A 12,372-nucleotide genomic window follows, 5' to 3' on the forward strand; every position below is an offset into this window, starting at 1 on the left:
GCGTAGACTGGCGCCCTTTTTTGCACGACGGGATGACGGCTTTTGAATTCGGGGCGTACGGTTGGACTTTTGGTATTGGCGGCACTGCTGACCGGTTGCGGAACATCGCCACCGCGTTCGCCGGAAAACCTCTGCGAGATTTTTCGGGAAAAGAGTGATTGGTACGACGCAGCGCAAGTCACGCAAAAGCGCTGGGGCGTACCGATCCAGGTGCCGTTCGCGATCATGTATCAGGAGTCCGGCTACCGCTACGACGCCAAGACGCCGCGCAAATACCTGCTGTGGGTGATTCCGTGGGGTCGCGTCACGACGGCATCGGGTTATGCGCAGGCCAAAGACGAAGTCTGGTCCGACTACCAGAAAAGCACCGGCCGTCACGGCGCCGACCGCGAAGACTTCGACGACGCCATCGACTTTGTCGGCTGGTACATGGACAAGACCACCTCGGTCAACGGCGTGTACAAGTACGACGCTTACAACCAGTACCTCAATTACCACGAAGGCTGGGGCGGGTTTCGCCAGAAGACCTATGCCAGCAAGGCGTGGCTGCCGCCGGTGGCGCGCAAGGTACAGAACCGCTCGGACATGTACGGCCAGCAATATGCGGCGTGCAAGGATGATCTGAATCGCGGGTTCTGGAGCCGGTTCTGGCATTGGCTCTGATCGCAGGCCAAAAAAAACCATCGCGAGTGAACTCGCGATGGTCATTGAACTGAACGGACTTACAACACCGAAAAGTTGTAACTCACAATCAACCGGGTCTCATCCACGTCCCGGGCGAACTTCTCGTAGTTGGTGCGATACGTCGCATTACGCAAACGCAGGCTGACGTCCTTGAACGTGCCGCTCTGGATCACGTACTTCAACTCGCTGTCGCGTTCCCACTCTTTGCCTTCCTGATCGCTGCCCGGAACCTTGATGTGGTCGCCGTTCACGTAACGGGTCAGGAAGCTCAGGCCGTTGATGCCGATCGCCTTGAAGTCGTAGTCGTAACGCAGCTGCCAGGAACGTTCCTGTGCGGCGGCGAAGTCGTTGACCTGCACGTAGTTCACCAGGTACGGGTTGCTGCCATCCAGATACGGCATCGAATTGTCACCGTTCATGCGCTGCCAGCCGGCGCTGAAGGTGTGGCCGCTGATGCCGTAGGACAGCATGCCGCTCAAGGCACGGTTGTCGATGGAACCCGCTTTTGCATCGCCGCTGTCGGCGCTTTTCAGCAACCGCAGATCGGCTTTCAGCACACCATCACCCAGCGGCTGGTTGCCCAGCAGACCCACGAAGTGCTGGCGATAGATGTCTTCCAGCTCGGCGTAGTGATACTGCGCGGTCAGGCGATCGTTGATCTTGTAATCGAAGCCGTACATGTCGAAATGATCGGCGGTGACGTTGCAGGCATAACGCTTGTTCTTGCAGTGCACGCGAATGTCCTGGGAGTCGGTCGAGTCCCGGGCGGTGTACTTGTCCAGGCGCGCGGCCATGAAAGTCAGGTCCTTCACTTCCTTGGACGTCAGCATCGCACCGTTGAACATGGTCGGCAGCAGGCGGCCGTCGTTGTACTTGAGCAGCGGCAGATCCGGTAGCAGCGCGCCGTATTTCAGCACGGTGTCCGAGACTTTCACCTTGGCCGTCAGGCCCATCTTCGCGTACTGACCTTTCGAACCACGCGGGTTGTCGCCACTGGATGGCAGCAGTCCGCTGTTACTGCGATCAGGGCTGGAATCGAGCTGGAAACCCGCCATGCCCAGCGCATCGATGCCGAAACCGACGGTGCCTTCGGTATAGCCCGATTGCAGGTTGAGAATGAAACCCTGCGCCGACTCTTCGCGCTTGGATGCGCCCTGATCACTGGAGGTGTGCCCATCACGGAAATCGCGGTTGAAGTACACCGTGCGCGACTCGATCTTCGCCGTGGTGTCTTCGAAAAAACCGCTGGCCTGAACCTGCGCGGTAAAACCGGCGCACAGCACAAAGGCTCCGAAGCCAAACGACTGGCGCGGGGTGATGAGGGGAAATGGGGGACGCATTGAAAACTCCAACAGAACAACGATTGCGCAGGGGCGCAAACAAACCAGAAATAGCTCCCGTCCCGGAACAGTAAAGAACCGGAAGGAAGTGAACACGCGGGGGTGAGCGCCCATGATGGCAGATGGCTTTGACGTGCTACAGGCGACTTTAGTCTGAAACTGACTGATTGTTCTTGAAGGCCGTCGTTGGCGATTGCGCTGGATCAGTCGCCCGCAAGTACCGGTTTCACAAGGCGAAACAACCGGTCTAAGGGTTTTCCCTATGCCTTCGGGCCGGTGCTTCTACGGCATTTGCGCCTTGAACGAGGCCGTTTAATCCTGCACCATCCGCCCACGCTAATCCAAAGGACGGAAATCAAGGCATGCTGGACGCCAACGCTACCCACATTACCCTCACGCTCGAGGGCGCTTCCGCCGATCTGCAAGTCCTCAGCTTCACCGGTCGCGAAGCCCTCAACGAACCGTTCCGTTTCGACCTCGAACTGGTCAGCGCCCGTCCCGACCTCAAGCTCGAAGAACTCCTGCACAAGCCCGGCTGCCTGACGTTCGGCGCCACCGGCGAGGGCAAGATTCATGGCCTGGTGTATCGCATCGAGCAAGGTGACTCCGGCAAGACCCTGACCCGTTACAGCATCAGTCTGGTGCCGCAACTGGCCTACCTGCGGCACAACCATGACCAGCAGATTTTCCAGCAACTGACGGTACCGAAGATCATCGCTCAAGTCCTGGAAGATCGGGGCATTCTGGCCGACGCCTACAGCTTCCAGCTCGGCGCCGAGTACCCGGAACGCGACTACTGCGTGCAGTACGACGAGTCCGACCTGCATTTCATCCAGCGCCTGTGCGAAGAGGAAGGCATCCACTTCCACTTCCAGCACAGCAGCAGCGGCCACAAACTGGTGTTCGGTGACGACCAGACCGTGTTCCGCAAACTGAAACCGGTGAACTACCAGCAAGACTCCGGCATGACCGCCGACAAACCGGTGATCAAGCGCTTCAACCTGCGCCTGGAAACCCGCACCAGCCGTGTCAGCCGTCGCGATTACGATTTCGAGAAACCGAAGATCCTGCCTGAAGGCGCCGCCAAATCCGCGTTCATGCCGGACCTTGAGGACTACGACTATCCCGGCCGTTTCACCACCCGTGAGCGCGGCAAGTTCCTCTCGACCCGAGCGCTGGAGCGCCATCGCAGCGACTACAAACTCGCCGAAGGCAAGGGTGACGAGCCGACACTGACGACCGGCCATTTCATGTCCCTGGCCGAACACCCGCGCGCCGAGTGGAACGACCTGTGGCTGCTGCTGGAAATCTTCCACGAAGGCAAGCAACCGCAAGTGCTGGGCGAAAACGTCACCAGCGACGTCACCGACAACAAGAGCGATTTCCACCAGGGCTACCGCAACAGCTTCGTCGCCACCCCGTGGGACGCGCACTACCGCCCTGCCCTCGAACACCCGAAACCGAAAGTCCTCGGCAGCCAGACCGCCATCGTCACCGGCCCCGCCGGCGAAGAAATCCACTGCGACCAGTACGGCCGGGTGAAGGTGCAATTCCACTGGGACCGCGACGGCCAGGCTGACGACAAGACCACTTGCTGGATGCGCGTCGCCAGCGGCTGGGCCGGCGCGGCCTATGGCGGGATCGCCATTCCACGGATCGGCATGGAAGTGCTGGTGACCTTCCTTGAAGGCGACCCCGACCAGCCGCTGGTCACCGGTTGCCTGTACCACAAGGAAAACGTCGTCCCCTACGACCTGCCGGCGAACAAGACCCGCAGCACCTTCAAAACCCTGAGCTCACCGGGCGGCAAGGGCTACAACGAGTTCCGCATCGAAGACAAGAAAGGCGTGGAGCAGATCTACATCCACGCCCAGCGCGACTGGGACGAAAACATCGAGCACGACCAGAAGATTCGGGTTGGCAACGAACGGCACGACACCGTCGAAGCCAATACCCTGAGCGAATTCAAGGTCGAGGAACACCGCATCACTCATCTGGATCGCAAGAGCGAAATGCGCGCCAACGATCACCTGACCGTGGGCGTGACTCAGCACGTGAAGGTCGGCACCGGGCAGTTCGTGGAAGCAGGCACGGAGATTCACTACCACGCTGGCGACAAAGTTGTGATCGAGGGCGGGATGGAGCTGACGGCCAAGGCTGGCGGCAGCTTCGTCAAGGTCGATGCCGGTGGCGTGACCATCAGCGGTGCCGAGGTGAAAGCCAATACCGGTGGTGCGCCGGGCGCGGGCACCGGGATCGCGATTCTGCCGCCGGTCATTCCGGCCCCGGCCGCTAACGACAAGCCAGGCACCGTCGTGTCGCCAAAGCAGGTTGTGAAGTCTGCGTGATACGCAACGTAGTCTTCGCGGCTGGACTCATCGCATCAAGCCTTCACGCCTTTGCCGCTCAGCCGCCGTTCACGACGGTGGCTGAGTGTGATCTGGCCGGCTCCTACAGCAGACTATCCTTGCTGCGGGGCCATCCCCTCTCCGACGCTCACGTTTACAAGATCCGTCAGGAGCAAGAAACCGGATTCTTGTATGCAGATGCCGATAAGTCTTTCGGCAGTCGTGTTGATTGGCAATGCGTGCCCACAGGCAAAGGCGTGAATGTCTTTCTGATCACTGGCGAGTTCAGCTCCAACTACCAACAAGGCATCCTGTTCTTTCGGGATACAACTGACAGGTGGGTACACCGTGTGGAATTTGCGGAAAGGAACCGCCCTCGTTGGATATTGAGCGGCTCGAAAGGCCCTCAAGTGATATTCGAGAACGTCGGGCATGAAAGCGTCCACAAGTACCTGATTTACGGTCCGGCGGACGCCTATCTGGAAGCGGATGAGTTGCCGGCTTCCTCAACCGTCGAAGGTGAAGCGCTGATTGAGCTGAAACCTTATCCGTAGACGCTGAGATTCTTTGTTCAACAGGGGACCATTGCGCCCCCCTTGAACCGCCGAAAGCAGACAAGGCATCCACCCTTGCAGGAATCCGCCGAGACTCTCCCACGAAACAATCCCCCCGCCAGACAGCCGGCATTCAGCCGGGTTAACCCTCGCTTAACGCCGCGGTCAAAGACTCTAAACATCCGCACGCTCTCAGCCCGATGCTGACGCCCAGTGCGGCAGGCCTGGCGTGTTTCACGCCGGGCTTTCTTTCCGTCGCACGGGAGTCACTCCATGAACATTCGTCCGTTTCTGCTCACCACCGCCCTCGCCTGCACCGCGTTTGCCGGGTTGGCCCAGGCCAATGACACCACCGCAACAACCAAAGCCGTGCCTTACACCTACGGCATGCCTTTGAATGTGGCCAAAGTGGTCTCGATGACCGAGCAGCCCGCAAAGACCTGCAAGGTGATCGATGCCGACATGAAGTACATCGATACGTCAGGCAAACCCGAAGAAATCACTTACCGGAAAATGTCTGACGCCTGCGACTTCCAGAACTGACAGAAAGCTCTGAATTGCGGCTTTGCGGTAGGCGAGCAAGGGTCTCGAAGGTTATCCTCGGGTCACTTCTCACTGCCGCAAGGATTCGCCATGCAGTTGTCGTTTCGCACGTTGTCGACCGTCACCTTTAGTCTGTGTTTCTTGCTGGCACTGGCCTGGGGCCTGGCGCCGCAGGTGCTGCTTTCGATCTGGAGCATTGAATACTCCGAGGCCGCAGGTTTTGTAGCTCGACGCATGGCGGTGCTGTTTGCAGCGTTGGGGGTGATGTTTTATCTGGTGCGCAATGCGCCGGTGTCGATCGCGCGCAATGCACTGAGCAACGGTTTTATCGTCGGCTGTTTTGGTTTGGCGGTGCTGGGTTTCGCAGAATGGCTCAACGGCCACGCCGGCCCCGGGATTCTGCTCGCGGTGCTGGTCGAGTTCGCGCTGGGCCTCGGTTTTGTCCAGGCCCGGCGCGTGACGATCGAACTGGGTGAAACGGTCGGTTAAACGGCTTTTGATCGCGGCAATGAATGATGGGTTGCCGTGTGTTGCGCCAGATCCGAGCGCAACCCGGCGATCAGGCCGTTGATTTCGCGACAGCTGTTCAAGTGACTGGCATCGATGCCACTCACCAGCAAATCAACCTGATCGGTCTGGTGATCGCCATACACCTTGACGGTCATCGACAGATCCGGGGACAGCGTGCATTGGCAGCGTTTCGGCAGAAAGCTGCTTTCAATGATATTGCGTAGTTCCAAGGCAGACAGAAACATGGCGAACCCTCTCCTTACTGTGAGACTGCCAATCAAGTATTCACATGACCGTTACCACGCCTCCCCACGGGTGTGTCCCCGCTGAATCCCTGGGTGTGGCAAGCGGCTGTACTGCGAAATGCCCATTGGAGTGTAGGCGCACAAACTCGGTGCGCCGCACCAAATCAACGCATAAACCGTGCCTTTCATCGGGTCGATTTCTCCTCCTTCAAAATCAATGGTTTGGCAAAAAAGCAGGCAACTAGCCAGTTGCAAAATGCAAGATCCGATCGTGCAGGCACTGCAATTTGCAAGCGGCTGGCGGTTTGCATTCACCGCCCATGACAGTGAGAATGCCCGTCTACCAACGTACACCCGCCAGGAGGCTTCAATGAGAAATTTCACTGTTTACGCGACCGCCGGCCTGATGCTCGCCAGCCTGTCTACCCTCACCCACGCCGCCAAACTCGAAGACACGGCGCCCTACCCCAAAGCCGAAGCGGGCTTCACTCGTCAGGTCATCCATTTGCCGCAGCAGGCACAGGAAGACAACTTCAAAGTCGAAATCCTCGCCGGCAAGACCCTTGAGGTGGACTGCAACCGCCAGCGTCTGGGCGGCACCCTTGAAGAGAAAAACCTCGAAGGCTGGGGCTATCCGTTCTACCGCCTGGAAAAAGTCAGCGGCCCGATGAGCACGCTGATGGCCTGCCCACCCGGCACCCAGAAAAAACGCGCCTTCGTCCCGGTGATCGGTGACGGCTTCACCGTGCGTTACAACAGCAAACTGCCCATCGTGGTTTACGCACCGTCGGATGTCGAAGTGCGTTATCGCATCTGGTCGGCTTCGGACAAGGTCGGCGTCGCCATTCCCGAATAATCTCAAGCCACAACACCGCACGCCGCCGCCCGCTCGGCGACGTGACGCAAGCTGTCGAAGTTGATATTGGCGCCGGAATCGATGGCGATCAGCGTCTGGTTCCGTGCGCCGGTTTGCGCCACGTACTGTTTGATGCCCGCGACCGCCAGCGCCCCGGAAGGCTCGGTGATCGAGCGGGTATCGTCGTAGATATTCTTGATCGCTGCGCAGAGTTCGTCGTTGCTGACGGTGATCACTTCATCCACGCAGAAACGGCAAATCTCGAACCCGTAGGCGCCGATCTGCGCCACCGCAACGCCATCGGCGAAGGTGCCCACGCTCGGCAGCACCACCCGTTCATCTGCCTGCAAAGCAGCCTTCAGGCAGGCCGAGTGCTCCGACTCCACGCCAATGATCCGCACCTCCGGCCGTAAGTATTTGACGTATGCCGCGATGCCGGCGATCAACCCGCCACCGCCCACCGGGACGAAAATTGCGTCCAGAGTGCCCTGGTGTTCGCGCAGGATTTCCATGGCGACGGTGCCTTGGCCGGCGATCACATCAGGGTCGTCGAACGGCGAGACGAACGTTCGCCCGGTCTGCTCAGCCAGTTGCAGTGCGTGGGCCAGGGCAAACGGAAAGCTTTCGCCATGCAGCAATGCCTCGGCGCCGCGACTGCTGACGCCCAGCACTTTCAACTCAGGTGTTGTGGCCGGCATGACGATAGTCGCAGCAATGCCCAATTCACGCGCCGCCAGCGCTACGCCTTGAGCGTGATTACCCGCCGACGCCGTGATCACCCCGCGCGCCTTTTGCTCGTCGCTCAGTTGCACCAATTTGTTGTAGGCGCCACGGATCTTGAAGGAGAACGTCGGTTGCAGGTCTTCGCGCTTGAGCAGGATCCGGTTGCCCAGCGCTTCGGACAAGGCCGGCGCCGGTTGCAACGGCGTGCGCACCGCCAGCTCATACACCGGCGCGGCGAGGATCTTTTTCACGTACTGCTCAAGCAGGGCTTGCTGGGCGGGGCTGTGGCGCATGGTCGTCTCCTGACGTTTGATTCAGAACCCCGGAGACAGAAAGTAAAAACCCGCCTCTAGGGCGGGTTGGGTGCTGCAGTCGTGAGCTAGCCCGCCAAATGAGGAATGGCGGTAATAATGCTTGGCTGGCAGCGCAGTACGGTGGAAGTCATGGGCTCGAAATTAGCCCGGGCGTTGCTGGCAAGTCAATGGCGATTTTTGCGGCGGGTCTGTAGGCTGGCCTTTCGCTCATCTGCCCAAGGAAGGAATACATGATGTCCATCGCCCTGCCCTTCGCCGCGTTGATTGCCTTCAGCGGCTACACCGTTGGCGTGATGCTGCAAGCCGAGCAATCGCTGATCGACTTCGGCATCGGCCTGATGTCGCGGCCAGACACTGCGCAGGTGGTGATCGATCTTTATCTGCTGGCGACCCTGGCCGGCATCTGGATGTTCAAGGATGCGCGCAAGCGTGGGCAATCGGGCTGCTCGGTAGTGCCATATCTGTTGCTGACGGCGGTGTTTGTATCCATTGGACCATTGCTTTATCTGGTGGTCCGAGGCCTGCAGGATCGCAAACGCCCGGCCACCGTCATTTCGCCAGACGCCTGAGCCCGAACAGCATCCCGCCCGCCCCCAACAGCATCACCGCCAGGAATATCGGGTACGACACCCACCACGGTGTCCCGGCGGTCATCATGCTGAATTCCGACATGCCGCCAATGCTCGCAATCAGGTTGAGCGGCAAAAACACCACGTTGATCAGCGTCAGCTTGCGCAGCAGGTTATTCATGCTGTTGTTCATCAGGTTGCCCCGGGCGTCGATCAGCCCGGAGAACACCGTCGAGTAGATTTCCGCCTGCTTGTAGCACTGGTTGTTTTCGATGATCAGGTCGTCGATCAGGCCGATGGCTTCGCTGCCGAAATGTTGCTTTTCCGCGTGGTTGCGCAGCCGCGTGAGCACCGCGCCGTTGCTGTGCAGCGCGTTGATGTAATAGATCAGACTTTCGCTGAGGTTGAACATCTGCACCAGATGCTGGTTTTGCATCGAAGCGTTGAATTTCTGCTGCAACTCCCGGGCAACCAGTTTGATCACCTTCAGGTGCCCGAGGTAGTGATGGATGTTGTTGAACAGCAGGTCCAGCAACACATCCAGCGGTGTATTGAGTGGCCGGCGCGTGCCGAGACCGTGCAACGGCGTCTCATCGGTGGCGATCACCAACAGTTGGCCCGGCGAAAACAGCAAACCGCAGGACGACACCTCGAACGCCAGGCTGCCGCCGCCGGAATAGTTCTCCGGACGCTTCCAGATCAGGAACAGATGGTCGGGGTGAAACTCGATCCGCGACACCTCGTCCGGGTCCAGCGCCGAGGCCAACGCGTGTTCGTCCAATTTGAAATGACTGTGAAGCACGTCGCGCTCGCCAGCGTCGGGGTTGCTGAACAGCATCACCTCGGCGTCCAGCCGCTCGACCCGCTGCAAGGCGCCGTGGCTCAGTGCAAAGCTGTTGATCATCGGCCGGTCACCAGGCCTGACCGCGGCGTTTGAGTTCCAGACGCCTCACGAACTCCTCCAGCACCAGCGAATACAGATCGTCCTGCAAGTAAGCGTCTTCGATGCCGGCGTCGAGGTTTGGGTTGTCGTTGACCTCGATCACTACGACCTTGTCGCCGGCCTGTTTCAGGTCCACGCCATACAGTCCGTCGCCGATCAGGTTGGCGGTCTTCACCGCCAGTTCCACCACGGCACGCGGCGCTTCGTGGATCGCCAGCGTGCGGCACTCGCCGTTGACGTCCTGGCCCTTGGCTTTGTGGTTGTAGATCTGCCAGTGCCCCTTGGACATGAAGTACTGACAGGCAAAGATCGGTTTGCGGTTGAGTACGCCGATGCGCCAGTCGTACTCGGTGTAGAAAAACTCCTGGGCCAGCAACAGCACCGAGTGTTCGAACAGCTCGGCGGTAGCTTCGAGCAATGCCTGTTGGCTCTCGACCTTGATCACGCCCCGGGAGAAGCAGCCGTCGGGGATTTTCAGCACCAACGGAAAGCCGAGACGCTCGCCGACCCGTTCGAAGTCTTCGGGTCGTTCCTTGTAGAGAATTTCCGTGGCCGGCATGCCCAGTTGGTGGCTGTTGAGCAGGTCAGTGAGATAGACCTTGTTGGTGCAGCGCAGGATCGACGTCGGGTCGTCCATCACCACCAGCCCTTCGCTTTCTGCCTTCTTGGCGAAGCGGTAGGTGTGGTTGTCGACGCTGGTGGTCTCGCGGATCAGCAAGCCATCGTATTCAGCCAGTCGTGCGTAGTCCTTGCGTTCGATCAGTTCGACATCGATACCCATGCCTTTGCCGACTCGCACGAAGTTTTCCAGCGCACGGGCGTTGGACGGCGGCAAGGCTTCCTGCGGATCGTGCAGGATCGCCAGGTCATAACGCGCCACTTGCGGCGAGCGCGGTACACGCCAGATCTTGCGGCTGAAACCGTCCAGCGCGTTGGCGAACTGATCTTCCTGATCATCGCGCAACTTGTGCAGGGCACCGAACTTGATGCCTTCGATGTGCCAACCGTTAGTTCTACGGAATTCAACTAACAGAATCGGACACGGAAACACTTCAAACAATTGTCGGGCCAGATCCTGCAACGGCTCGATATGCGTTCTGCCGAAATAAAGTGTCAGCGTAAAACCTTCAGTATCACTGTAGAGGTGATGGCTGAGGGCTTTTTCCAGGGTTTTATCCAGGTCATCCAGAGCCAGGCCATAAAGGGATTTCCGGGTCAGTTCGCTGATGGTGCGTACCGACGGAATCACCTTGTGGCCCCGAGCCTCGGCCAGCAACGAGCAGTAGTAGCCGTGGCCCAGATACTTGTAGCTGCGGCACAGGTTGATCACCTGCACCCGTTTTCCCGGCTCATTGTCGGGGGGTTGTTCGAGGTATTCCTGCGCCGTCAGGATGTCTTCGCTGGGAAAGTAGGAGGCCCAGTCCTCCTTGCGTTCGACGATGATCAACACTTGACTTGAAGTTCTTATTTGCGGTTTTAAATAAGTTGCCGGTGGCAAACTTTGCTTGGATACTTCGCGCCAATGACCCTGTACCGCTGACATAGAAATTGATCCGTTGGAGAACAAGACCTTTTCTATTAAGCACGAACTTTTTCGAAAGTCCCGTTTCGTTACGCAACTTTTACGGCGGTCATATGAACACTGTTTTTCGCTTGGCGACAGTTGATGATTTACCGGCGCTGCTGGCGCTGGAAATGCACTGCTTCACCACGGACCGGCTCACCCGCCGCAGCTTTCAATGGATGATTACCCGCGCCCACGGCCAGTTGCTGGTGGCCGAACGCGAGGGTCAGCTGCTGGGTTATGCGCTGGTGCTGTTCCATTGCGGCACGTCGCTTGCGCGGTTGTATTCCATCGCCATTTCCCCCGAAGCCCGGGGCGGTGGTCTGGGCAAGCAATTGCTGCAACGCATCGAGTCGTGCGCCCTTGAGCACGACTGCGCTTACCTGCGACTGGAGGTGCGCACCGACAACCCCGCCGCCATCGCGCTGTACGAACGCAGTGGCTATCGGCGCTTTGCGCTGATTCACGACTACTACGAAGACCACGCGGACGCCTTGCGCCTGGAAAAACGCATCCTTCAACACCACGACTCACGCAGCATCAAGGTGCCCTATTACCGGCAAACCACCGATTTCACCTGTGGTCCGGCGTGTTTGTTGATGGCCATGGGCGCGTTGCAGGCTCATCGCTTGCTGGAGCGCCGCGAGGAGTTGCAGCTCTGGCGTGAAGCGACCACCGTGTTCATGACCGCCGGCCATGGCGGTTGCAGCCCTCAAGGGTTGGCATTGGCGGCATGGCGCCGAGGGTTTCGCGTGCGTTTGCAACTGAGCATGACCGGGCCGCTGTTTCTCGACGGCGTGCGCGACGCGCATAAAAAAGACGTCATGCGCCTGGTGCATGACGAGTTCATGGCACAACTGAACGACACCGACGTAGATCAAATCATCGGCACGACACTGGATTTACCCCGACTGCTAAACGCCGGCGGGCAACCATTGGTGCTGATCAGCAGCTATCGTCTGACCCGCTCCAAATCGCCGCATTGGGTGATCGTCACCGATTGCGACGAAGATTTCGTCTACCTGCATGACCCGGATGTCGACCACAGCCAGCATCGCCTGCCCATGGACTGCCAGCATGTGCCGGTCAGCCATGGAGAGTTCGAAAAAATGTGCCGCTTCGGGCGCGGCAAGCTGCGGGCGGCGGTAGTGCTCTACGCCCGCTCACCCGCATGAAGTG

At 59.1% G+C, this 12,372-nt stretch carries 12 protein-coding genes and 1 pseudogene; 8 read left to right on the forward strand and 5 right to left on the reverse strand.

Going from position 1 to position 12,372, the window contains the following annotated elements; genetic code table 11:
* Window positions 1–42: 42 nt before the first annotated feature.
* The gene (locus AC1RR7_RS06205) at window positions 43–663 is read left to right on the forward strand and encodes a transglycosylase SLT domain-containing protein (protein ID WP_273538147.1); all 621 of its coding nucleotides are present in this window, start codon (window positions 43–45) and stop codon (window positions 661–663) included.
* Between the two features lie 59 nt (window positions 664–722).
* Here AC1RR7_RS06205 and AC1RR7_RS06210 read toward each other — a convergent pair whose 3' ends face one another.
* On the reverse strand, window positions 723–2,024 hold the full coding sequence (locus AC1RR7_RS06210; protein ID WP_096820353.1) for an OprD family porin: 1,302 nt from the start codon (window positions 2,022–2,024) through the stop codon (window positions 723–725).
* A 362-nt stretch (window positions 2,025–2,386) separates the two neighbouring features.
* On the opposite strand from AC1RR7_RS06210, the gene AC1RR7_RS06215 reads away from it, so the two are divergent.
* From AC1RR7_RS06215 to AC1RR7_RS06230, 4 genes are all read left to right on the forward strand, one after another.
* The gene (locus AC1RR7_RS06215) at window positions 2,387–4,372 is read left to right on the forward strand and encodes a type VI secretion system Vgr family protein (RefSeq protein ID WP_493156674.1); all 1,986 of its coding nucleotides are present in this window, start codon (window positions 2,387–2,389) and stop codon (window positions 4,370–4,372) included.
* Entirely contained in the window at window positions 4,369–4,926 is a 558-nt protein-coding gene (locus tag AC1RR7_RS06220; protein WP_493156676.1) for a hypothetical protein, read from the forward strand. The genes AC1RR7_RS06215 and AC1RR7_RS06220 overlap by 4 nt, the downstream gene beginning before the upstream one ends.
* Window positions 4,927–5,199: 273 nt before the next feature.
* The gene (locus AC1RR7_RS06225; protein ID WP_493156678.1) at window positions 5,200–5,469 is read left to right on the forward strand and encodes a DUF2790 domain-containing protein; all 270 of its coding nucleotides are present in this window, start codon (window positions 5,200–5,202) and stop codon (window positions 5,467–5,469) included.
* 90 nt (window positions 5,470–5,559) lie between these two features.
* On the forward strand, window positions 5,560–5,958 hold the full coding sequence (locus tag AC1RR7_RS06230) for a hypothetical protein (protein WP_096820346.1): 399 nt from the start codon (window positions 5,560–5,562) through the stop codon (window positions 5,956–5,958).
* On the opposite strand, the gene AC1RR7_RS06235 is transcribed toward AC1RR7_RS06230, so the two are convergent.
* The gene (locus tag AC1RR7_RS06235) at window positions 5,955–6,224 is read right to left on the reverse strand and encodes a DUF1652 domain-containing protein (RefSeq protein WP_096820345.1); all 270 of its coding nucleotides are present in this window, start codon (window positions 6,222–6,224) and stop codon (window positions 5,955–5,957) included. The genes AC1RR7_RS06230 and AC1RR7_RS06235 overlap by 4 nt on opposite strands.
* Before the next feature lie 370 nt (window positions 6,225–6,594).
* On the opposite strand from AC1RR7_RS06235, the gene eco reads away from it, so the two are divergent.
* Window positions 6,595–7,080 carry a serine protease inhibitor ecotin gene (eco, locus tag AC1RR7_RS06240; RefSeq protein ID WP_493156680.1) on the forward strand — a complete coding sequence of 162 codons (486 nt, stop codon included), beginning with the start codon at window positions 6,595–6,597 and terminating at the stop codon, window positions 7,078–7,080.
* A gap of 26 nt (window positions 7,081–7,106) precedes the next feature.
* Here eco and ilvA read toward each other — a convergent pair.
* A pseudogene (gene ilvA, locus AC1RR7_RS06245) lies at window positions 7,107–8,096 on the reverse strand (threonine ammonia-lyase, biosynthetic); the annotation flags it as partial.
* A 251-nt stretch (window positions 8,097–8,347) separates the two neighbouring features.
* Here ilvA and AC1RR7_RS06250 point away from each other — a divergent pair.
* A complete protein-coding gene (locus tag AC1RR7_RS06250) occupies window positions 8,348–8,686 on the forward strand; it encodes a DUF2834 domain-containing protein (protein WP_273538163.1) in 339 nt (112 codons plus the stop codon).
* Here the strand turns inward: AC1RR7_RS06250 and AC1RR7_RS06255 are convergent.
* On the reverse strand, window positions 8,667–9,590 hold the full coding sequence (locus AC1RR7_RS06255) for a magnesium transporter CorA family protein (protein ID WP_273538164.1): 924 nt from the start codon (window positions 9,588–9,590) through the stop codon (window positions 8,667–8,669). The two genes, AC1RR7_RS06250 and AC1RR7_RS06255, sit on opposite strands and share 20 nt — an antisense overlap.
* A gap of 7 nt (window positions 9,591–9,597) precedes the next feature.
* Window positions 9,598–11,172: a RimK family ATP-grasp domain-containing protein gene (locus AC1RR7_RS06260; RefSeq protein WP_493156683.1), complete on the reverse strand. Its 1,575-nt coding sequence runs from the start codon at window positions 11,170–11,172 to the stop codon at window positions 9,598–9,600.
* Between the two features lie 92 nt (window positions 11,173–11,264).
* Here AC1RR7_RS06260 and rimI point away from each other — a divergent pair, with 92 nt between their 5' ends.
* Window positions 11,265–12,368 (forward strand): ribosomal protein S18-alanine N-acetyltransferase, encoded by a 1,104-nt coding sequence (rimI, locus tag AC1RR7_RS06265; protein WP_493156685.1) that lies wholly within the window; start codon window positions 11,265–11,267, stop codon window positions 12,366–12,368.
* The last annotated feature ends 4 nt before the right edge of the window (window positions 12,369–12,372 follow it).

It is taken from the genome of Pseudomonas sp. GW821-FHT11G12, assembly GCF_058808055.1.